Below are 22,712 nucleotides of genomic sequence, written 5' to 3' on the forward strand. Positions count from 1 at the left end.
AGGCAGCTCAACGAACGACCCCGAAAAACGCTCAACTACGAAACACCCGCCGAGCGTTTCAATGCATGTGTTGCATCGACCCGTTGAAACCGCCGGACTTTCCCGCCATTCGTCTTTCACACTTCGCTGACGCAGCATTATATTGCATGTGCGGCAGCACGCATTTTGTAGTGCTGCGGATTTCACCAAAGCGGCCATCGATAGTGCAACAATTTGGTGATACCATCTCTCCCTTTCGCGCGCGGTCTCAACAATTAGGTTGCGGGACAAACCCGACCATGATGGGAACGTGTTGAACTTCCACTTCGACAAAGAAGAAATTTACAAGTTACGGATTGAAACACGTAAGTGCTACATAGGTTGCTTTTGCAACTTGCTGGACCGGCTGAACCGAGATCAACGAAAAAATCTATCTAAATCGCCCGACCTTCCAACAATTCCGTAAGAATCGGATTCGGAAAACGACGTGTGATTGTCACGGCGTAAAAGGTTTCGCCTATACTGGGCAACCGCTCTGCTTCAATCAGCCGACCTGAAGCCAATTCGTCCTGCACAACGATGGGCGGCAAGACGGCCAGACCGACGCCTTCACGCGCAAGAAGGCGCATCATCGCCATGTCATCGACTTCGGCTGCAATCTGTGGCCGGATGCCCAACCTGTCTGTCCATGCGTCAAACCCGATCCGTATGCCGGTTTCAGCGGTCGGCAGAATAACCGGCTGTGTGCCAAGCAGATCGACAAGATCACCCCTGTCCTCCAACCGCTCAGGTGTCCCCACAAGGCTGACGGGCTGTTCGGACAAACGATGCGAAACGAACGGTGTGACAGCATCGCGTGAGGGTGGTTGATTGATCAGAACGGCATCAAGGTTCAACGCTTCGAGCGATTGTAAAAGATCCGCGCTTGTGCCCGAACGCAGGATCATTTCGACATCCAACCGGCCTACAATTGGACGCAGAAACTCCATCTGGAAATTGCGCGACAGGGTGGCCAGCGCTCCAATGCGGATCGCCTGTCGGCTTCGACCCTTTTCTTGCAAAGTTCCGACCAATTCGCGACCGGCCGCAAAAATTGCATCAGCATGATCCAGTGCAATGCGCCCCGCCTCGGTAAGGACAAGTTGGCGCCCACGACGCTCGAACAAGGCATGGCCGAAATGTGCCTCAAGCTGTTTGATCTGAACCGAAACAGCAGATTGCGACAAATTTAGCCGTTCCGCAGTGCGGGTCAGGTTGCCGTCATGCGCAACAGCCCAGAAATAGCGCAAATGATGGTAGTTGAATTCGCTCATGCATTCATTAAACAGAACGGCTTCCTGCAAACAATGAATTTTTTAGTTTCCGGCGGCTTTGCTAAGTGATTGGGGCAGAACCTTAGCCCCAAGGAGAACCGCCCGTGTTTATTGCCGCTCTACCATTTCTGGCCCCTCTCGCCCTGATCATTGCCGCTGTTCTCGCATTTCGCGGCCACGCGATGCGCCCTGGCAATGTGTTGCGCATTATTGAGGTGATCTCGCTGACCGGTTTTGGCGTGGCGATCCTGTCAGGATTGTCCCTGGTGTTCGCAGGAGCTGGGACCAGTTGGACAATCGGAGCCGCTGGCCTCGGGATATCGGCGCGTCTGGATGCCGTAAGCGCGGTCATGCTAATTTTGGTCACCTTCGTGGGTTGGGTCGTGGTGCGCTACGCCGCCACCTATATGGACGGCGAGCCGAAACAGGGCCCGTTTACCGGATGGCTCTGCGCGACACTGGCGGCGGTGATGCTGCTGGTCATTTCGGGCAATCTGCTGCAACTGGCTGTCGCATGGATCGCGACAAGCTTGTTCCTGCACAAGCTGTTGCTGCACTACCCGGGCCGTGTCGCGGCACAGCGGGCTGCCCATAAGAAGTGGATCACCGCACGCATGGGCGACGCGGCCTTGGTGGTTGCGGTGGTCCTGCTGGTCAATCAATACGGCACCGGCGACATCGGACAGATTTTGGCCGCGGCCCGCGCAGGCGAAGGCCATGAAACTGCGGGCTGGATTGCTGCGATTCTGGCCATTGCCGCAATCCTGAAATCCGCACAATTCCCGATACACGGCTGGCTGACCGAAGTGATGGAAACGCCAACGCCGGTGTCCGCGTTGCTGCATGCGGGCGTGATCAACGCAGGCGGCTTCCTGTTGATCCGGTTTGCCGATGTGATGCTTCTGGCGCCCGGTGTGTTGGCGGTTCTGGTCATGGTGGGCGGGTTCACGGCGCTGTTCGGCGGGCTGGTGATGCTGACGCAACCGGCGGTGAAAACGTCTTTGGCATGGTCCACGGTGGCGCAGATGGGCTTCATGATCCTGCAGTGCGGTCTGGCGCTGTTTCCGCTGGCCTTGCTGCATGTCGTGGCGCATTCGCTTTACAAGGCGCACGCGTTCCTTGCGTCCGGCATGGCCGTTGACGGCGTTGCCGCGATCCGGCGGCCCGGCCCTGTGGCCGTTCCGAACGGCACGGCCGTGGGCCGCGCGTTCCTGATTGCCTTGGTCATCTATGCGGTGGTGGCATTCATCTTCGGGGTTACCGGAAAATCGCCGCAAGCCATCGCCCTGGGCGCGATCCTGATCTTTGGCGTGGCCTACTTGTTGGCCCAGGGCCTTGCCGATGCTGCCCCGCGCGTACTTACACAGCGCACCGCTGCGTTTTCGGTGGCCGCCGCTGTGGGCTACTTTGCCCTGCAAACGGGTGCAGAGTGGCTGATGGCCGGTACCTTGCCCTCCACGCCCGCCCCCGGCCCGTTGGAATGGGCGCTGATTGTGCTGGCGTTGTTCAGCTTTGGCTTGGTGGCGGTCGCGCAAGCGATGTTCCCGCTGTGGGCCTACCATCCGGCGGCGGCGGGTCTGCGGGTGCACCTGTCCAACGGGCTTTATGCCAATGCAGTTTTCGACAAGATCCTGGGCGGCTGGTCGTCCAAGCGGTCCACGTAAATGATGTTAGGGAATAAGAAAATGAAAATTTCGATCTCGACTTTGAACTCAGCCGCCGACACCGCGGCGCGCGCTATTCCTCCGCTCTGGCCGCTAGCCTCGTCTGTCGCAGTGAACCCGTTTCTGGGTCAATCCGGCGAAACACTGGCCCAAGTCGGCGCGCGCCTGGGCCGCGTTGGCGGCGTGCCCGTGACGATGCCGCGCACCTGGTATCACACGCGCATCCTCGACGGGACGATCACCGATGCGGATATCGAGGCGGCGTTGATGGCGGCAAAGGGAAAAGACCTCCCCGATCTGGCGCGGATCAAAGCGCTGGCGCAAACCAATGCGGCAGGCCAGACCGCGCAGCCTACGATTGCAGACCTTGCCGCAAAGGCCTCCGGCATCGACTGGCCGGGCGTGATTGCGGATCGCTTCGGGGCATGGGCCGCAGGGTATTTCGATCAGGGACAAGCGCTTTGGGCGGCTCCTTTGCGGCGGGGCGCCTATGAGGCGTGGCGCCAGACGGCGACCCACGACCTGACGCCGGAAATCGTCGGCCTCAAGGGGTTCGGGCAGTTCGTCAGTGAAACACCCGACACGGCGGAGGAGGCGAAGCTGCGCGCCGTAGATCGGCTCGGATTGCCTGAGGATGCGTTGGAAACCTACCTGCACCAGCTCTTGTTTAGCTTGGGGGGATGGGCGCAAGTTGCACGGTATCATCTCTGGCAGGCTGAATTGGGCGGTGGCAGCGATCACACGATCACCGACATCCTGACGATCCGGCTGCTGTGGGAAGAGGCGCTGCTGGCACAATATGAAGATCAAATAGGCGGGAAATGGCAGGCGGTCAAAGAGGCACATGCCGCCCCTGTCGAGCCGGATGCTGACCTTGTGCGCAATGCCATCCTGCAAGACGCATGGGAGCGCTCGGTGCAGCGTGATCTGGCGCAAACCCTTGCGGCGCCTGCGCGTGTAGCACTTTCCGAGCGCCCCGCTTTGCAGGCCGCCTTCTGCATTGATGTCCGCTCGGAAGTCTTCCGGCGGGCGCTTGAAAGTGTCGATCAGAACATTCAAACCCTTGGCTTTGCCGGGTTCTTTGGCCTCACAGCCTCGCACAAAGGCTTTGCATCGGATGTGGAGGAGCATCGGTTGCCAGTGCTTCTAAATGCTGGTGTGACATCGACCTCGCAAGGCGATGATGTGGAGGCGGACCAGACCGCCCGTTTCAAGGCGCGTGCCAGCCGCGCGTGGGGGCGATTCAAACTGGCCGCCGTGTCGTCCTTCGCCTTCGTGGAGGCGACGGGCCCGATCTATGCTGGAAAACTCGTTCGCGACGCGTTGAATCTTGCGCCCAACGAAGCACCGGGCGGCCCCGCGCCACGGCTCGACCCCGCATCGGACCTTGGCGCGCAGGTGGACGCCGCAGAAACCATCCTGCGGGCCATGTCGTTCACCACAAACTTCGCGCGGCTTGTCGTGCTGGCGGGTCACGGGGCGAACGTGGTGAACAACCCGTTTGCAAGCGGTCTGCATTGCGGGGCCTGTGGCGGCTATTCCGGCGAGGTCAACGCGCGGCTGCTGGCAGGGCTTTTGAACGCGCCCGATGTGCGCACGGCGCTGATCGGCCGGGGCATCGACGTGCCGCAGGACACGTTGTTTCTGGCGGCACTCCACGACACCACGACCGACGCGATAACCCTTTACGATCAGGACTGCGACACCACAGGCCATCGCGGCGATCTGCAACAGGCCCGCGACTGGTTCAAGGCTGCGGGTAAGGTCACACGGGGCGAGCGGTCTTTGCGGCTGCCGCGCGCGGCAAGCGACGACGCCATGACGCTTCGTGCGCGTGACTGGGCAGAAACGAGGCCCGAATGGGCTTTGGCGGGTTGCAAAGCCTTTATCGCGGCACCGCGCCACCGCACCGCAGGCAAAGACATGGAAGGGCGCGCATTCCTGCACGATTACGACTGGGCAAACGACAAGGGTTTCGGCGTGCTGGAATTGATCATGACCGCCCCGGTCGTTGTCGCCAGCTGGATCAGCCTGCAATACTATGGTTCCACGGTGGCTCCCGATACGTTCGGCGCGGGCAACAAATTGTTGCACAACGTCACCGGGGGGATCGGTGTGGTCGAAGGCAATGGCGGCACTTTGCGGGCCGGTCTGCCGTGGCAATCTGTCCACGAAGGGGACGATTACGCGCACGATCCCCTGCGCTTGTCTGTTTGTATCGAAGCCCCCCGCGAAACGATGACCGATATCCTCAAACGCCACGATGGCGTGCGGGACTTGTTTGACAACGGCTGGCTACATCTGTTTTCGCTGAACGAAAACGGCCATATGGGATGGCGGTATGAAGGCAATCTGCAATGGTCGAAGGTGCCTGGGGTTTCCGACCATCCATCAGAATTGATGGCGACTGGTTGATCACCAAACGAAGCGCCGTCTGGACAGGCGCTCTTAAATTTCGAGCGCGTGTAGCATAAGGCAGTTTTGACCGCGACTTGATCCTTGGGCATTCCTTCTCGTTGCGGTTCGCTTGAATGGCCGGTTTTCTCGCGGCACCGCGGCATAGGAACTTAGACTGTTACAACAATATCCATGCTGCGAGCGCACGCAGCATAAAAACAATGGGTCCGGTGTGGGCTCAGTGCGGACTTGCGGCGGTGCAGCGGGGCAAGCCTGGACTGCGCTCCGGAAGCAGCCATTCCCGAAACACAGAAAATTCAACGCTTTCAGCGGTGCGGCCCGATGCTCGGACATTCGGAGCGGTCGTTGGACTACAGGGCCCGGTACGACCGCACTGAGCCCAAAGCGGAAGTGCTCCTGCGCTGACGCTCGCAAGTGCAGAAATGCGGTCGCCTAAAATCGTCAGCTGCGCCGCAGAACGAAAAGCGGCCGTTCATCCACAGCGCAGCAAGTTTATTGAAGCCGATGACCGAGTTGCGGACTCAACAGACGTTCGCTGCATCTGCGCCGACGTCCGCTTCCTAAAGACCTCGACGTCATCTCACTCCAGTTGGTTTGGCGATCTGCGAGATGCGCTGGAATTTCTTTCGATAGGCGGCTGGTGATAGACCAACGCCTCGTTTGAAGACCCTGCGAAAAGATGACGGGTCCTCATAACCAACTGAACCGCCAACCTCGTCCACAGAATGCACATCTTTTTCAAGCATCTGCTTGGCTTCTTCTATCCTGAGTGCCTGGACATATTCGATGGGTGCAAAACCAGTGACAGAACGAAACCGGCGTGAAAAAGTTCGAGGGTTCAGACCGGATCTCTCAACCATCTGTTCGACCGGCTTTGCGAGGGCGTAATTGTCAGCTATCCAAACTTGGCAGTCAGAGATTTGCGCATCTGTGGTTTCCATTGGACGGGTCATGACTGAGTAAGGTGACTGGCCTTCAGAGTGGCCGCTGATCAGAAACACTTTCGCGGTTTCAATCGCATGCTGGTATCCGCAGAATCTGGCGATCAAGTAGACAGCCAAGTCGTACAACGCGCTGACCCCACCTGCCGTAACAATGCGATCCGCCTCAGCCGCCAGGCACAGAATGGATTCATTGCGAAAGGCGACTTTGGGATAATGGCGTTGAAACATATCACGATACGCCCAATGCGCTGTCGCCTCTTTCCCGTCCAAAAGCCCTGCTTCCGCAAGAAGGAGAGATCCTGAACAGACGGATGTAAGCATAGCCCCATCCGTATGCATCTTTCGCAACCAGGCAATTTCCCGAGGGTATCGGCCCTTCGGTACATCGTAGATCGACGTATACATGTCACAAATGACAACGGCGTCAGGAGTCGTTTGATCGTTAGCCGACATATGCGGTTCAACAGGAATATTTCCAATACAATGAAATGGTTTTCCGTCTGCCGACGCGATCTTGATGTCCAACAACTCGTCACCGGGCGAACCTGACACCATGTCAGAATAAACTGCGCCTACGGATAGCAAGACATCATACAATCCATAGAGAACGGACGCTGATGTTTCTGGAGCAGCGAGCAGCACAATCAGAGGCTTCATAGGTTGGGTCATGACTGATCCTTGTCCAATTAGGCACGGTATTGGCAATTTTGCCATGGTCACTTGTCCAGTATGCCTTGTGCTTGGCCATAATGCCACTCTGCTAAACCGATGTGTTGGGATAGCCTGAAAGTGGGTTTTGAAAAGGAAGTACGGGATGGATGACTTTAGGAACATGTTAGATTCGCTGTCACTCGATTTTGGTGGCGAGATGATTGGCCCCGAAGACGCGCGATTTGATGGTGTGCGGGGCGTTTGGAACGCAATGATAGATCGCCGCCCTGCGCTGATCGCTCAATGCAGAAATGCTGGCGACGTGCAGGCCGCAGTCAAGCTCGCTGTCGACCGTGACCTGCCCATTGCCATTCGTGGCGGCGGGCACAATGTTGCGGGTCATGCGGTCTGTAACGACGGAGTGATGATCGACCTTTCGCTCATGCGTGGAGTCTCGGTGGATGCGTCTGCACGGGTGGCAAAGGTGCAAGGCGGAGCGTTGTGGCGTGATGTCGATACGGCGACCCAAGAGCATGGGCTCGCGACCCCCGGGGGTCTGATTTCCGACACCGGAGTGGCAGGTCTAACCCTGTCGGGGGGAATTGGCTGGCTAAGAGCACAGCATGGATTGTCGATCGACAATCTGGTTGCTGCTGACGTGGTCACCGCCGACGGTACGCTTATCCACACAAGTGCAGACGAAAACCCCGAACTACTTTGGGCTCTGCAAGGTGGGGGTGGCAACTTCGGTGTCGTCGTGCAATTCGAATTCGCGCTGCACCCCGTCGGCCCAGAGATCATGTTCGCGGCTCCAATCTACCTCGTTGAAGACGGGCCCAAACCAATTCGTGCATGGCGTGATTTTCTTGCCAAACACGGCGATCGAGTTGGATCGCTTTGCGAGTTTTCCACCGCAGGGGGCGAGGACTTCCCCAAGGAACACTGGGGTAAGAGGGTCTTCACGCTGGCGTGTGTGTATAACGGTGACGCCGCTGAAGGTGAGGCGCTTCTTCAACCGCTTCGCGAGCTTGGCGAAATGTCGGCCGATTTTTCCGGACGAATGAACTACTGCGACGTGCAGCAACTCTTCGATACCCTGATGCCCGCCGGAGATTTTCGCTGTTATTGGAAGGCCCGTTATCTGACTGACCTAACAGATGAGATGATTGATCTGGCCCTTGCCAACGCGTTGGCTGCACCTTCGGACAACTCACTCTCATCTCTCTGGAACTTTGGCGGAGCAACAGCGAAAGTTTCAGCGGATGCCACCGCTTTTGGCGACCGATCTATGGATTGGATGTATTCATTGGATGGCGTTTGGACCGACCCTGATGACGATAAAGCAAACATTGCATGGTCACGCGAAGGTTGGTCCAATTCCGAACGCTTTGGCCATCACGGGCGGGCTTATCTCAACTTCGCAGGGCATGGTGAAGACAATGCGGCGCTGACGCGGAAAAGTTTTGGGCCAAACTATGAACGGATCGTTGAAATAAAGACCAAGTACGATCCGCAAAACCGGTTCCGCTTCAATCAGAATATTGCACCTGAGGCTTAAGGCCAGCGATCCATTTTCCCCAAGATACACATCAATGTTTTCGACAGGAGCATAACATGTCCCAGCCGACACCCCTATTGCCACATCAGACGAATGCCGTTTTCCTAACCGATGGCGGTACTGAAACGTGGCTAATGTACAAGCGTGGTTTCGATCCTCCGGAATTCAGCGCCTTTCATCTGCTGAACGATGACCGATCTGCAGCGGCCTTGCGGGAATACTATACCGCTTTTGCGAAAATCGCAGTGAAGCTTGGTACACCCTTCATTTTTGACAGCCTGACCTACCGCGCCAGTCGTGACTGGGGTGCTTTGCTTGGGTACTCGACAGAAGGTCTCGCCGAGATGAACCACAAGTGTTTCGAGCTTTATCGTGAATGCGCCGCCGCCACCGGGCTGGCACCAGATAAAACCGTGATCAGCGGCTGCATTGGACCAAAGGGCGACGCCTACCAAACAAATCAGGACTTAACCGCCGAAACTTCCGAAACCTACCACAAGGAACAGATTGAAACGTTCAAAGCCGCAGGTGCAGATATCGTAACTGCGCTGACCTTGAACACAACGGACGAGGCGATTGGCATTGCAAGGGCCGCGGCCAAAGCGGGCTTACCGTCGGTTATCGCCTTTACGATTGAGAAAGACCGCAAGCTGCGCAGCGGTGAGACGTTGAAACAAGCAATTGAAACGGTTGATGCAGCAACTGCAAACGCGCCCGCCTATTGCATGATCAATTGCTCTCACCCAGTTGATTTCGGCCCTGCACTTGCGAGTAAGCCTTGGGCCAACCGCATCCGTGGATTGCGGGCCAACGCATCGTCTTTGGATCATGGAACCTTGTGCCAGTTGGGGCATCTCGAAGAAGGCAACCCCGATGAATTGGCGGGCCAATACGTTGACATCAGGGCTGCTCATCCGAAAATGAATGTCTTTGGCGGATGTTGCGGCACGGACTATGTGCATGTCGAGAAAATTGGCCGGGCGTTGTTGGCGGCGGCATGAGCCACCCAAGAAACACTTTTATAAACATTTGGGTCAGTTCAGAGCGAACTGACCTATGTTATTCATTTCGAAAACAAAGCTGCCATTCGAACACGCCGCAGCATCGGTAAAGGTGGGCTCTTCAGTAGCATTCGCCGCACAAACCACGAGTGACCGGTTCGAGAAACATCGCCGTTGGCTGCGTGGCGTGCGAACTGGTAAGATGCGGACTGAGCGGGTTTTGGGAAGAATAGCGTTTCGGTGCTCAGATTAGTCCTCCGGTCTTGCTCCGAGTTTCGGCTTATTTTCCGGGCGAGTTGCCGTCCTCAAAAGAGATACACGACCGCTGGCGACCTCGCAGATCAAATCGGTACGGGCCTCTGCCCCCACGGCCTTGGCCTCGCTGTGTATCCAATCCGAAAATTCACGGATCATTTGGTCATTCTTTCGAGATGATGGATATGAGACAGAATATATGACGAATGGCATGGTGACCGCGTCGAAAAGCCGGACCAGAGCACCGCTTTCAACCGTCGATCTGACAACCGCATCATATGCAAGAGCAACACCTTGTTCCTGCTCCGCCGCTGCCGTCGCAAGTTCGCAGTTTGGAAATGTTGGACCGCGTGGAAATGCCGGAGGATCAATCCCAGCGGCTTCGAACCACTCGTCCCATGCATCCATTGTCTCATCATGCATCAGCGTAATGCGACACAGGTCTCCCGGCTCACGCAACTCTTTACTCTGGATCAGGGATGGACTGACCACGGGATAACGGGCGGATTGCATCAGCGGTTCGGTGACCACGCCCAAAACCGGCGCATCAGCCCACTGGATAACCACGTCAGCACCGTTCGAAGTAAAGTCAGTTGACGGCGCTCCGTTCGAAACCGAAACCCGCACCCGATCGCCGAATGCGAGGCGATTGAGTCTGGGGACAAGCCAGCGTGCCGCAAAACCCGGTGTGCAGTGCACACGAAAGGGTCTTCGCCCGGCCTCCTTCACCGACCTCGTTGACTCTTCGAATGCGTCGAGAAGCGTCGTAAGTTTTCCAGCATAGGCGCGCCCTGTCAGCGTCAGTTCAACTCGGTTTCCTGACCGTCGAAAGACTGACGTACCCAGATACTCTTCAAGTGCGCGGATTTGATGGCTGACCGCGCTGGCAGTCAGGCAGAGTTCCTCCGAAGCCTCCTTGATGCTGCCCAGACGTGCTGCGGCTTCGAACGCCCGCACCGCAGCGAAGGGTGGAAGTTTTCGTGTCAAGCCCCAGTTTCCCAAGTTAAATGTGATGTCCGCATATGGGATCATTACATACTCGACGGGTTCAAATCAAACTCGGGATTGGCTCATCGAACGCGATCCGGCCTGCCAAGACTCTCTCAGCACCACGATGCTTGATGTGCGCGCGGAGGCCAGAATTTTCAGCGGCGCTCGGACGCGCTTAAGGTTAGAAGGTGCGGGCGGGCCCGGCGACGCTTTGGGCCAGACCACACTTGTGGTCCGGCTTTAGAGACAGTGCCCGTTCGCTTGGTCAATTACAGGCTCGTTCAACTGGCGGGTTTTATATCGCAGACCAAGGCCGATGCAGGCTCATCCCCACGATTGTAGAACCAGTGCACAGTATCGGCGTCCTCGATGAAGGTCTCACCCGCCAAATGTTCTGTTTCGCCGCTGTTGCGGCCTTCCGTCCAAGCACCGGTTTCCATGTAAACGACGCCCGGGACTTCGGCGGCGCTGTGATGTGCGATCTGACCGCCTGGCTCGATCGTGATCCGTCTTAAGAGCAGAACATGACCATCGAGACCTACCTGTCGCGCCATCGAGCCCGCGGGGACCACTCCAAGCTGCTCCACGGCAAGGCCCTTGTGTTCGGTCGGGAAATCTCCTTCAGCCGCTGTGGGCCCGCTGGTTGCGGCAATCGCGCAGAGGGCTGTGATCGGAAGTATTGCGATCGGTGCAGCGCGGCGGAGCGGGTTTATAAGCCAAATCATGTGACATCTCCTTGATGTGCTCGATTAGAGTACGTCCAGATGTTCGCCTGCGGAGGGCCTTGAGAACAAATGTTCTTTTTTCAGCCGAGCGTGAAAAAAATTCAGCCTGCCCCCCCCCCCGCGCCAGCACTTCTGTACCTTTAATGAAAGCTTGCTTAGGGATCGCATGCGACTTGCGGCAATGCAGAGATATGGGTGGTTCCGCATCAGATTGAGCGTCAGCTTTCAACTTCGAGGCCAGATTGGCTCGCAATTGCAGCGAAGGTCCGGAAGCCGCCCCTTGTACCGCAGGTGACGCCTATGTCACTCACGGCCCTAACCGGACCTTCATGACCTTTGCAGCGAATGACCGTTCAGAGCCCAATGCAGACAAGGTCCGATTTCCAACTGTGCAGGTGCAGCAATCATGTCATTGCTGCTGAACCGAGAGTCACGCTGCGCCGCGGCCAAGAAAGCGGCCGTTCATCTTGGTCGCAGCAATTTCAGAATGGTCTATGACCGAGTTGCGGGACCAAGCGGCCTAATGCCATCGCAGCACAGTTCGCCCGACCCGCCCGATCAAGAACGCGACAGTTTCGCGGCACTGCGGCAGGATTTCCCCGAAGCGGCCGTTCCCAATGGGCTGAAGGGTAGAAATCCAAATCGGTCGTTCGCCGCTGCAGCTCACGCTGACAGCAGCCACAAACCTTAGACAAAGCAGGCTTACGCCGAAAACGCAAAAATGTCCTCTTATCGCGCATGGCGTAGGCTACATAAAACAGGTAGGGCTAAAATTGGACCTGCAAGTGCAATGCCCATGTGTGACCTTCGCTGGTGCAGCCTGCCAAGGTCACCTACACTCCGCGCACCCAACGCTCGCTAAAAGGGAGAAGAAAAGGTGTTTGCTTCTTTGCAAAATGAAAAGCTGGTTTTTCCTGTAACAACAGCCATCCAGTCAGAATTTCCAGAGCCCGCCAACGCCGACGAAAATCGTCTAAAGCTTGGCTTTCACCTAATGCTTCAGTTGCACGTCGGACATACCCGTAACTCGCTGAACTGATTCACCTTTTGCCATGCGCTCCATAATTTCGCGCGCGGATTGGTCTGTCTCTCGCTGTGCTGCGGCTTCGACGATTGCAGGGCCACGATGATGATCAACGCGCAATAAGCTGCGCGCAGCCTCGATACGAACAAGTACATCAGGATCCTTCAGTCCGGAAAACTCAAAAAGGTTGTGGCTCTCTTCCCCCGCAATACCTGCCAGCGCGCTCAGTGCCGAGCGCCTTATGGCCGCATCACTTGCGTCGACTGCCAACTTGCGGAGCGTATTGATCGACTCTTCGTCAGCTATATTGCTGAGTTTAACTATATCGCGCACCGCGATTGCACGGGTGACTTTCAGGTAAGGCTTCTCGGATTGGAAATCGTTCTGGTTTGAACCTGAAATTGGCGCTGTTTGCCCAATCTCTATATCAAACTCCCCGCCCTCTGCCATAACCCAGATCTTGCTGATCCCTTCCGACCCGCCATGCGCCAAACCGCGAAAAACAACATAGGATTGATCTCGGACCAGGCTACGGAGCGCGTCCTCTATAGTGAGGCCATCCAGATTTACGGGGTAATCCAACTCACCAAGGCCGGGCTGCAGGCGCACCTCAAATCCAGCCGTGCGACCGATCTGGCGAATTGTGTCGGTAATGCTGGTACCGGCATCAACTTTGCCGGATAGACGTTCTGTTTTGCCGTTGAATCCCAATTCAAAAACTGATGCAGCGTTCATTTCTTTTGCAGACTGAAAAGCCGCGCCAGGGAGAGCAATTATTACAAAAATGGCGCTTACAAAACTCCACACAGTCAATACGGCAAACCGATGCATTTGGCGCGGCCTCAGCATTGCCAATGCCGATCTTGATGATTGCATTTTCCCTTACCTGGCTTGGTAATTGCGCAAATGGTTGTCAAAGTTTCTGATCCTTCGCGACCGAAAGCCTCTTGAGCGGGAACAGTGAGCCAACGTTAGCAGATTCCATTCCGATAAACACCGCGAAACCATGCCTCACCGGCTTCGCTGTTAAGGTGTTCCATCGTTAGCTTCGATGGCAGAACATCAGGCCAACTCTTTCCTGCTGCGGGAGTGTCCGAGGTCTCTTTCGCATTCCCGCCGCCATATCTATCAGTATGGCGGCAGGAGTTTTTTTAGCATGACCGTGAACACGGCCAATTTACATTAACGTTGCAAAAGCGAGCCACGATATTCCATCGTCTCTGAGGTCGCCTTGACAGCGTTTTCATTGGCCTTGTCCGTGCCATTGACGGACGATGTGGTCATCGCGAACGTCAAGACAGCATGTGCGATAGCGTCGCTCATCTGGTCCAGCACTTCTATACTAATGTTGTCGAACGTGTCACAGGCCAAGTGGTAGCAAGGGTCAAGCTGTTCGCCGGCCACGCCGCCATAAACTGCGACTTGTTCTTCGGTCTTGAGCTCTTCTGCACCAGTGAACAATCCGCCAGCCGGAATATCCACACCATCAGCAATGAACGGGCCGTAGTCGGACCGGCCATCGAATGCGGTGGCTTCCACCGGCAAACCCTGATCGGCAAAGTAATCCAGGAATACACGTTCAATATTCCCTGAACCGTTGGGTCCTGAAGCGCCCGTGTCAGAACCATCCCCGTCATAAACAAAGCGGACAAAGTTGGGCGAGCCGACCATGTCAAAGTTGAGGTTAAGGGCGATGTCCTTGATCTCACGCGTGGTGAGCTGTGAAACGTAAAACTCGGATCCTAGCAGACCGGCCTCTTCTGCGCCCCACCACGCAAACCTAACCTTGTTGCGGGGCTCGATCCCCAGTGCCGCCATTTGCAGCGCGACCTCTAAGTTCGCCGCCGATCCGGATCCGTTGTCCTGAATTCCAGGTCCTTCCGGAACCGAGTCGAGATGGGCGCCGACTACAACGACCCGATCATCCCGGCCGCCGACACTATCCGCAATGACATTGGCCGACATCCTTACCTCAGATTCGGCATCAACGAACATGCGAACAGTTGCCTCCGATTGTGCTAGCTCGGCCCCCACGTCGAAGGCCGCGCCGACAACCGGAATGTTGATGCCGGGGGCACCAAGCGTGCCGAAGAAGTTGTCGGTTCGTCCTTCTTGACCTTCATTGAAAATGATCACACCTGCAGCGCCTGCCGCTTCGGCATTTTGTGCTTTCAACGCAAACGAGCAGTTCCCCCGTTGGATTATGGCGATTTTTCCGAACACGAACGTGTCAAAGTCGGCAACTTCGCATCCGCTGGTCGAGGTGTTTGCCGCCGCGCCTGGCGGCAATTGCAGATCTACGCCCTGCGTCGGCGCTATGATGTCGCCAGAGCCCGAATAGGTCATGGTCGCAAAACCAGTTAAACCGAAATATTCATAGAGTGTTGGATCAGGGTCGAGCTGTTCAAGAATTGCTTCAACGTTTTCTTCGAAAAACGGATAGTCGAACCCCTGAACAGTAACATCGTATCCTGCAGCCGCCATTGCATCTGCGACATAATCCACAGAAGCGAAGTACCCAGGGCTTGAAGCCTCGCGTATTCCGCCATTTGCGTCTGCTGCAGCCTGAAATGCTTGCTGGTGCGCCCTCACACCATCGACGGTCACCGCATCTCGAAGTTCGCTGCTGTCCAAGCCTTTGTCGGCAAATGCCAACCCGCTAGAAAATAACGTAATTGTCAGAGATGAGGCGCTTATTAGTAAAGATTTTCTAGACATTTCTGCCCCCCTAATATTGATTCCCGACTCATGATAAACAACGTCAGGGTACCTCAGAGTTACGATAACGCATAAATAATTTACGAACCCGGCCCGACTCCTGGTTGGAAATGTGGGGTGTTCCCACAATAAAAACCCGTCCCGTCAAAGGCATTTAGGTGACTATTTTGCCCTTCAATTACGGCGCCTCTCAGGACGGAAAGAAATCTGACGTCGGCACTTATTGAAGAGAATTGATTGATTGAGTGACAGCGCCGCTCTGTCCATCTGGTCGGAGATTGCTTGCAGGCCAGGCAGAATACCAAATAATCGAAAACGACTTCTGCCAGATGTAGTCAGAAAATACCGTACCCTGCACTAACAATGCATTGTGCGAGAGGTACCACTGCATCGGGTCGTCTGATCCGGGGTAGATGTCAGTTGTAATTCTTGCTGCCAATGGCGGTTTTACGCGCGTTCGACCCTTTCTTAGCACGCGCAACATCCAGCAATTTGGGCTCTATCAGGCGGCTTGCACCGCAACTCGGTCACAGGCCCACCAAGCTTCGCTGCGCCCACAACGAACGGCCGCTCTTTAGGCTGCGTTGCGGCGTGGTGCTGGAATCGGTCAGGGCGACTTGTTTGCTGCATGAGCGAAGGGCGAGATTTCAATCAGGCCGCTTCGGGCTCAGAGCAGCCATGCGGCAGTGCAGCGGGTCAAGTTTGAACCTCGTCCCGAAAGCCGCCGTTCCCGAAACGCAGATCCTTCAATTATTTCCGCGCCTTGACCCGATAATTGGGCATTCGACTGAAGGAAGCAGCCGTCGAAAAAACAGGGCCGGAATGACGGCAGTGAGCCCAAAGACGACCTTGGTGAAAAGCGCAGCATTTGGCACTGAGGGTGGAAGAGATATAGCTAAAAGTTGGTGATGGCCCCTGAGGGGCGGCAAATCATGGCGTTGTTCACGCGCCGCAATTCTCGACTGAGAAAAGGATATGCCACATGACGCCAAATACCATCACCCAGCTGATCGATCCACAGGGATTTTCGCCTGATCCACTGACGGACCTGCTACGATCCGGCGCGCAGCGTCTGATTGAGCAAGCGGTTGAGGCCGAACTTTCAGTTCTGTTGGAGGCCTATGCATCTGACAAAACGGACGACGGTCGGGCTCGACTGGTGCGCCACGGTCACCTGCCTGAACGCGAAGTAATCACCGGGATCGGCGCGGTGCCGGTCAAAGTGCCACGCGTGCGGGATCGGGGTGATACCGTCGAGAAAGTCCGGTTCACATCAACGATCCTGCCACCCTATCTGCGCAAAGCCAAATCCATCGAAGAGCTGCTGCCCTGGCTGTATCTCAAAGGTATTTCGACCGGCGACTTTCACGAGGCGCTTGCCGCTTTGCTCGGCCCCAATGCCGCAGGGCTGTCCTCAAGCACGATATCGCGGCTCAAGGCGGATTGGTGGGACGAGTATGATCGCTGGCAGCGGCGCGATCTCAGCACCCGGCGGTTCGTCTACATCTGGGCGGACGGTGTCTACTTCCGGCCACGAATGGCTGAAGAAAAACAATGTGTTCTGGTACTTATCGGGGCAGATGAATGGGGTCGCAAAGAGATCATCGGCCTCGCTGATGGCTATCGAGAAAGCACCCAGAGCTGGCGTGAACTGCTGCTTGATTTGCAGCGCCGAGGCCTCACCCATGCGCCTGATCTTGCCATTGGGGATGGTGCTTTGGGGTTCTGGAATGCGCTGCGCGAGCTCTTTGGAGCGGCACAGGAACAGCGTTGCTGGTTCCACAAAACGGGCAATGTGCTGAACGCGATGCCGAAGTCGGTGCAGGCCAGGGCGAAAGGCCATTTACACGACATTTGGCAGGCTGAAACGCGGATCGAGGCCGAGGCTGCCTTTGATTTCTTCATCAAAACCTACGGCGTGAAATACGATAAAGCCGTAGGAAAACTGGCCAAAGACCGCGATGTGCTGCTGGCCTTCTATAACTTCCCAGCTGAGCATTGGAAGCACATCCGCACCACCAATCCCATCGAAAGCACCTTCGCCACGGTCCGACATCGCACTGGCAAAACCAAAGGGTGCCTCAGCCGAAAAACCGGCTTGGCAATGGCGTTCAAACTCATGATGTCAGCCCAGACCAAGTGGCGCAAACTGGACGGGTCCAACCGCATGCCCGAGATAATCGATGGGATTGCATTCAAAGACGGAATCAAGCAACTTCAAAACGCCGCCTGATCACGCCGTCACCAACTTTCGGGCATAGCTCAGGGTGGAAACCCGGCATTTGCTGCAGTTTCAAAGATTTTGACGTGTTAGCAGGAAAGCGGCCCTTCGCCACAACTTGTACACGCCTTTATGTAATTGAAATCGACGTTTTGGTTGAAGGTGCACGACTTTACTCAGTCTAGCGATGCAAGTGCGTGCAGTGAACCCGACGCACCACAAGCGTAATGTGGGTTTTGTTCTCAAGATGCTGCCCTTGGAGAGGTCAAGGCTCAGTGCTAAAAGAATTGAATTGAAATTTTGCCCTTGGCTTTTGGAATTCAGGGTCCATAAACTTGTGGTTGTATGCAGCAAGACCGAATTGGAAAGATGATGGCCGACAAAAAAGTAATTTTCGTAGCTTTCTCGATGGACGACGTTAAGTCTCGTGACTTTCTGAAAGCGCAATCTCTCAACACAAAATCGCCATTTGAATATGTGGATATGTCGGTCAAGGAACCTTACGACACTGGATGGAAAGAACGTGTTCGCACTCGCATCAAGCGTTCTGACGGGGTTCTAGTATTTGTGAGCAAGAACTCAACGACCTCTACTGGTCAGCATTGGGAAATCCAGTGTGCGAAAGAAGAGAGGAAGCCCATTAGAGGCATTTGGTGCTATAAAGACGACCGGACTAATATTGAGGGTGTAAATACAAAAGTTTGGACCTGGGACAACATCGCGGCATTTGTTGATAGCCTTTGATTAGTAGGGATTATCCGGATGAGAAAAGCGTTAGTTGTTGGTGTTAATCACTACGATCATATCGGTTCGCTTCACGGGTGTGTAAGAGATGCCTATGGAGTTGAATCCATGTTAAACCGTGACTCTGACGGGTCAGTGAATTTTTCCGTCAAACTTATGACTTCTAGAGCTTCAGGCGACGATGTTCCCAGGGATGAACTAAGGGCAGCTATACAGGAGCTTTTTGAGGGCGATAGCGAAGTGGCTCTGCTATATTTTGCGGGACACGGTTACATTGAAGCGGCAGGAGGATACCTATGCCCTTCTGATACAAAATCCGGCGACGATGGCATCAGTTTATCTGATGTTATGGTTTGGGCCAACCAATCCGCGGCCAAAAACAAGATCATCATTTTGGATAGCTGTCATAGTGGGGCTGCGGGCAAGAACGCTATGACACCCATGACTGAATTGGCTGACGGGGTGACCATTCTTACTGCATCGACGGCCGAGCAGTACGCTGATGAAGTGAACGGAGAGGGCGTATTTACTACGCTGTTAATTGATGCGCTCAGCGGCTCTGCCGCGAACCTGGTGGGCGACGTGACACCTGGCAGTATCTACGCACACATCGACCAATCGCTAGGGCCTTGGGGACAACGGCCTGTCTTTAAGACGAACGTGAAACGCTTTGTCTCCCTTAGAAAAGTGGAGCCGCCGCTGGAACTAAGTGACTTACGCCGAATTGCCGAGTTCTTTCCGGTTCCAGGACATGAATACCAATTGGACCCGTCCTACGAGCCACGTCGTACTTCTGAGGAAGTTGCCTCAACCGACTACATTGCCCCAGACCCCGGTCATAACGCGATTTTTGCAATACTGCAGAAGTACAATCGAGTGAACTTGGTTGTCCCTGTCGACGCGCCGCATATGTGGGATGCTGCCGTTGAAAGCAAAACTTGTAAGCTAACTGCGTTAGGTGAGCACTACCGCCGATTAGTTGCTGGAGATATGATCTAGTGATGGGCAATGATAGGTTAAGGGCGAAGCTTAATGCAGCCATCGATACGTTGGCCGATATTGAGCACGAGCGATGGGCGCACTGGCAAAAGTACATGCACGAAAAGGGAGTGCGCCAGCCAGACGGTTCGCTAGTCATCCCAGCCGAACTTGTTTCTCAGTGGGACCGTCAACTCGAGACCCCTTTTTCAGCATTGTCTGACGAGGAAAAGGACAGTGATAGGGAGCAGGTTCGAAAATATCTACCCGCTGTTGTAAACGCGTTGTCGAATGATGACTAGGCAGTCGGGCGTCATGAACTGCGTCTATGCGCGGCTGGAAGTCTGAGCCCAGCAAAGCAGACGGATGGTTCTACCTGTTTCCGTAATGGTGTAAACACGTTAGAATTGCTGCGCTTTTCCAGAATGCCCGCAATGCGAATGCGCATTACGGCGCTAATTTGGCTAGAAATGGATCGGAACCCTTCGGGATACTGAGAAGGCCGAGTTGACAAGGAAGAACACGATATGCCAAAAAACATTCTTATCTATTCAGATGGAACCGGACAAATCGGCGGGCAAAAACCCGATCAGCGACTATCAAACGTGTACAAGATGTACCGCGCTTCCAGGCCTGGCCCAGATTCGCCTATTAAACCGAACAAGCAAGTCGCATTCTATGATGCTGGTCTCGGAGCTGGTGAAACAGATGGAATAACCTTTCGCCGTATTCGCAACGCCCTTGAGGCAGCCGTCGGTACAGGCATTGATGACAATGTTATTGATTGTTATGAGGCAATTATAGCCAATTACGAACCAGGCGATCAAATCAGCATTTTTGGATTCTCACGAGGAGCTTACACTGCCCGCTCTGTAGCAAATGTGATGAACTTATGCGGCGTGCCGACGATGATGCCGGATGGGTCGCCTATTCCGCGACATGGCCCTAAGCTTCGTAAGATTGCAAGTGATGCCGTCAAATATGTCTATAATCACGGCGCGGGACACAAGCGGAGTAAGTACGAAGATGAACGCGAAGAGAAAGCCCGTCGGTTTCGTAATAAGTACGGCTCGAATGCCGAAGGTGAAAAAGCTGGCGAACAAGGAAATGTTCAGCCAACTTTTATCGGAGTATTCGACACTGTTGCAGCTTTAGGCAACAAGATGGTCAACTGGTTCGTCTATAGCGTATTTATTCTTCTTGCGGTCGGTTTGATTGCGTCCGTTTTTTCTCGTTGGCCATGGTTTGTCACAACTGCCCTATTCGCATTCGCCGCAATTGTCGGATATTGGCTCTTGGTTGTTCTGAAAAGCCAGTTCAAATATTATTCACCAGATGTTAAAAATCCGCTTTCATTCAACAACCCCCTTCATTGGCCTTCAATCTGGAAGCATGGGCATCGCGCTGTTTGGGACCGGAAGAATTATGACGCTTATTTAGATTCCGATGTTCAATTTGCTCGGCATGCTTTGGCGATCGATGAGACTCGGAAAGACTTTCCACGGGTGATATGGGGCAGTCAAAAAGAGGCGGAGAAAACGCAAGCCCGTAAACCGGAATGGATGAAGCAGATGTGGTTTGCAGGTTGCCACAGCGATATCGGAGGAAGCTACCCTGAGCCCGAATCTCGACTAAGCGATATCTCGTTACAATGGATGATCAAAGAACTGAAAGAGTGTGTACCCGACATCAAAATGCGGCCCGAAATTCTGGTTACCTCGCCTGATCCAAAGGGACTTCAGCATGCTGAAATCTATTTGATAGATAAAGGGCCATTGAAACTAAGGTGGGGCTTTGGACCACGCAAAGTGAACAACTTCCCTCTTCACCCAACCGTGCTGGAAAGAATGAAAGCTGGACCAGTCCCGCAAATGGGAGATGTGAAAGCCTATCGACCCGAAACGCTGGCGCAACATCCCCAAGCAAAGATTTACTACGAATAGCGTTAGCCGCAGTCGGTACATTTGCCCAAACACGCGTAGGTCGCCAGAGCGGCCATTGTTGCAGCCGCAGCGAATGGCTGTTTCGTCCGCCTCGCGCCGAATTACCTTTCAAATGCTGCACCGTGCACGAACGACCGCGATGACGGACCGCACTGCGGCGAAAGCGAGTGTCGCCGATGACGGCTTGATATCGAGTAATTAGATCACGCAGCCTCCGCGCCACAAACTGGACTTGGTCAGAGGTCAGTTTGTCGCCCCAAACTATTTCAGAATGTCGATCTGGCTCGGAGACCGAAGAATAATCTGAGGTTTGCCCTTGTAAAGCTCAATTGTTCCGGTGATGGCAACAGTTCGGCCCTCTAGAGAATGTATTCCAGAGAATTCCCCTGCGTTTTTCCTAAAGAGGACTGCATAGAATTTATGGTTGGGATATCGACCGTCAAAATTGATGAAAGTTGTCCCGCCGTTGCTTGTAGAAACCTGACTTACGACCCCCGCGACCGTCGCTGAATCTCCGGCATAATAAGCGGCTTCTTTTGGTGTGATGGTTTCGGCTTGAGCTGAAACGGCCAGAAACAGGGCAAGACCTGCAGTTGAAAATAATTTCGCAATAAAGCGCATGGGATGTCCTCTTTAAATCTGTCTCGGGCATCATAAAAGCGCGACCTGCCGCCCCGCAGTATAATTGGTCGTCAGCCATGGTCGGCTCAAAGCCGGTAGTGGCCAGCGGCATTTAAATTTTCTACACGTTGCTTGAAAACACGATGCCGCTGGCTGGATTAGATCAGTTCGTGCACTGATAGGTGCGCGTGACAGTGCCTCTCATGCAGCTGCCGTAGCCATTGAACTGTTGGCATTGCTCACGAACACCTTCAAACGGATCAGCCTTGCTGTAACCCCAAGCTCTACACCGCTTAACTGCTGATGCCTGTGCTGTGTCCCAATCCACAACGGCCTGTTCGTAGGGACCGACATCATAGGATAGTTCGACAAGTGCATCAGACCTACTGCCACCCGTCGGAACAGGGGTCTTGGGGGCCTCGCAAGCTGTTAGAGCAAAGGTTGCTGCCAAAAGAAACGTTATTTTTTGCATAGTTAACTCCAAGATTTGTGCTTGTGGACGCTAGGAGAAGATCTTGTCCCATTCAAGGGCGCTAAAGCTTTTGGTTGATCTGTGACATCAATGCAACCGCTGCGGTTGGTTCATTGGACGTCAAGAAGGCGCACCTTTGGGCCGAAAGCGCCAGTTGGGCTGGCCATTGCGAAGGTCTGAAAAGTCCGCTTGTGAGACATAGAACGCCCGCGCAGCGAACGACCGGTTCGGATTTTGGCGATTTCGACTGTGTTGAATGACCGTTTTGGGGAAACTTTGCTGCGCTGCCGCAGAACCTGTCTGTCTGGCTCGTGCATCGATGCCACGATCTACGCTGCAGTCGCATCAGGCCGCTTGGTCCGCATGTGAGACATAGGACTTTGACGCAGCGAACGACCTGTGTGGATGGCTCCTGCATAGCAAGACATTTTTGATCAGATTTGTGCATTTGTCAGAAGCAGTCATGTGTCCGGCCTGTTTGCGCGGTTTTGAC

The 22,712-nt window shown here is 54.8% G+C and carries 17 protein-coding genes; 9 read left to right on the forward strand and 8 right to left on the reverse strand.

Annotated features, from left to right (window positions below; translation table 11 throughout):
• Positions 1-413 precede the first annotated feature (413 nt).
• On the reverse strand, positions 414-1,292 hold the full coding sequence (locus BUB78_RS18315) for a LysR family transcriptional regulator (protein WP_073200631.1): 879 nt from the start codon (positions 1,290-1,292) through the stop codon (positions 414-416).
• A gap of 104 nt (positions 1,293-1,396) precedes the next feature.
• Between BUB78_RS18315 and BUB78_RS18320 the strand changes: the two genes are divergently transcribed.
• Both BUB78_RS18320 and BUB78_RS18325 read left to right on the forward strand, forming a co-directional pair.
• Positions 1,397-2,956 (forward strand): proton-conducting transporter transmembrane domain-containing protein, encoded by a 1,560-nt coding sequence (locus BUB78_RS18320; protein WP_073200633.1) that lies wholly within the window; start codon positions 1,397-1,399, stop codon positions 2,954-2,956.
• Positions 2,957-2,977: 21 nt separating this feature from the next.
• A complete protein-coding gene (locus BUB78_RS18325) occupies positions 2,978-5,371 on the forward strand; it encodes a YbcC family protein (RefSeq protein ID WP_073200635.1) in 2,394 nt (797 codons plus the stop codon).
• Positions 5,372-5,949: 578 nt separating this feature from the next.
• On the opposite strand, the gene BUB78_RS18330 is transcribed toward BUB78_RS18325, so the two are convergent.
• Complete coding sequence (locus BUB78_RS18330) at positions 5,950-6,987, reverse strand: GlxA family transcriptional regulator (protein ID WP_073200637.1); 1,038 nt, start codon at positions 6,985-6,987, stop codon at positions 5,950-5,952.
• Positions 6,988-7,150: 163 nt separating this feature from the next.
• Between BUB78_RS18330 and BUB78_RS18335 the strand changes: the two genes are divergently transcribed.
• Both BUB78_RS18335 and BUB78_RS18340 read left to right on the forward strand, forming a co-directional pair.
• The gene (locus tag BUB78_RS18335) at positions 7,151-8,527 is read left to right on the forward strand and encodes an FAD-binding oxidoreductase (protein WP_220084034.1); all 1,377 of its coding nucleotides are present in this window, start codon (positions 7,151-7,153) and stop codon (positions 8,525-8,527) included.
• Positions 8,528-8,583: 56 nt separating this feature from the next.
• Positions 8,584-9,528 (forward strand): homocysteine S-methyltransferase family protein, encoded by a 945-nt coding sequence (locus tag BUB78_RS18340; RefSeq protein WP_073200641.1) that lies wholly within the window; start codon positions 8,584-8,586, stop codon positions 9,526-9,528.
• 249 nt (positions 9,529-9,777) lie between these two features.
• Here BUB78_RS18340 and BUB78_RS18345 read toward each other — a convergent pair whose 3' ends face one another.
• From BUB78_RS18345 to BUB78_RS21420, 4 genes are all read right to left on the reverse strand, one after another.
• Positions 9,778-10,815, reverse strand: coding sequence for a LysR substrate-binding domain-containing protein (locus tag BUB78_RS18345; protein ID WP_073200643.1), 1,038 nt, complete (start codon positions 10,813-10,815; stop codon positions 9,778-9,780).
• Between the two features lie 239 nt (positions 10,816-11,054).
• Complete coding sequence (locus tag BUB78_RS18350) at positions 11,055-11,498, reverse strand: cupin domain-containing protein (protein WP_084732949.1); 444 nt, start codon at positions 11,496-11,498, stop codon at positions 11,055-11,057.
• A 991-nt stretch (positions 11,499-12,489) separates the two neighbouring features.
• The gene (locus BUB78_RS18355; protein WP_170865109.1) at positions 12,490-13,398 is read right to left on the reverse strand and encodes a HEAT repeat domain-containing protein; all 909 of its coding nucleotides are present in this window, start codon (positions 13,396-13,398) and stop codon (positions 12,490-12,492) included.
• Positions 13,399-13,704: 306 nt separating this feature from the next.
• Positions 13,705-15,240, reverse strand: coding sequence for a M20/M25/M40 family metallo-hydrolase (locus BUB78_RS21420; protein ID WP_073200647.1), 1,536 nt, complete (start codon positions 15,238-15,240; stop codon positions 13,705-13,707).
• 982 nt (positions 15,241-16,222) lie between these two features.
• Between BUB78_RS21420 and BUB78_RS18365 the strand changes: the two genes are divergently transcribed.
• The 5 genes from BUB78_RS18365 to BUB78_RS18385 all read left to right on the forward strand — a co-directional run bounded on the left by BUB78_RS18365 (position 16,223) and on the right by BUB78_RS18385 (position 21,126).
• Positions 16,223-17,473: an IS256 family transposase gene (locus BUB78_RS18365; RefSeq protein WP_073200649.1), complete on the forward strand. Its 1,251-nt coding sequence runs from the start codon at positions 16,223-16,225 to the stop codon at positions 17,471-17,473.
• A 357-nt stretch (positions 17,474-17,830) separates the two neighbouring features.
• Positions 17,831-18,205 carry a TIR domain-containing protein gene (locus BUB78_RS18370; protein WP_245813575.1) on the forward strand — a complete coding sequence of 125 codons (375 nt, stop codon included), beginning with the start codon at positions 17,831-17,833 and terminating at the stop codon, positions 18,203-18,205.
• Positions 18,206-18,223: 18 nt separating this feature from the next.
• On the forward strand, positions 18,224-19,204 hold the full coding sequence (locus tag BUB78_RS18375) for a caspase family protein (RefSeq protein ID WP_073200651.1): 981 nt from the start codon (positions 18,224-18,226) through the stop codon (positions 19,202-19,204).
• The gene (locus BUB78_RS18380) at positions 19,204-19,485 is read left to right on the forward strand and encodes a hypothetical protein (protein WP_220084035.1); all 282 of its coding nucleotides are present in this window, start codon (positions 19,204-19,206) and stop codon (positions 19,483-19,485) included. The genes BUB78_RS18375 and BUB78_RS18380 overlap by 1 nt, the downstream gene beginning before the upstream one ends.
• Before the next feature lie 225 nt (positions 19,486-19,710).
• Entirely contained in the window at positions 19,711-21,126 is a 1,416-nt protein-coding gene (locus BUB78_RS18385) for a DUF2235 domain-containing protein (protein WP_073200656.1), read from the forward strand.
• Positions 21,127-21,387: 261 nt separating this feature from the next.
• On the opposite strand, the gene BUB78_RS18390 is transcribed toward BUB78_RS18385, so the two are convergent.
• Entirely contained in the window at positions 21,388-21,747 is a 360-nt protein-coding gene (locus BUB78_RS18390) for a single stranded DNA-binding domain-containing protein (RefSeq protein WP_073200658.1), read from the reverse strand.
• Between the two features lie 163 nt (positions 21,748-21,910).
• A complete protein-coding gene (yecR, locus tag BUB78_RS21610; RefSeq protein ID WP_073200660.1) occupies positions 21,911-22,219 on the reverse strand; it encodes a YecR family lipoprotein in 309 nt (102 codons plus the stop codon).
• Positions 22,220-22,712: the final 493 nt, after the last annotated feature.

The sequence above is a fragment of the Roseovarius marisflavi genome, assembly GCF_900142625.1.
Taxonomy (GTDB): domain Bacteria; phylum Pseudomonadota; class Alphaproteobacteria; order Rhodobacterales; family Rhodobacteraceae; genus Roseovarius; species Roseovarius marisflavi.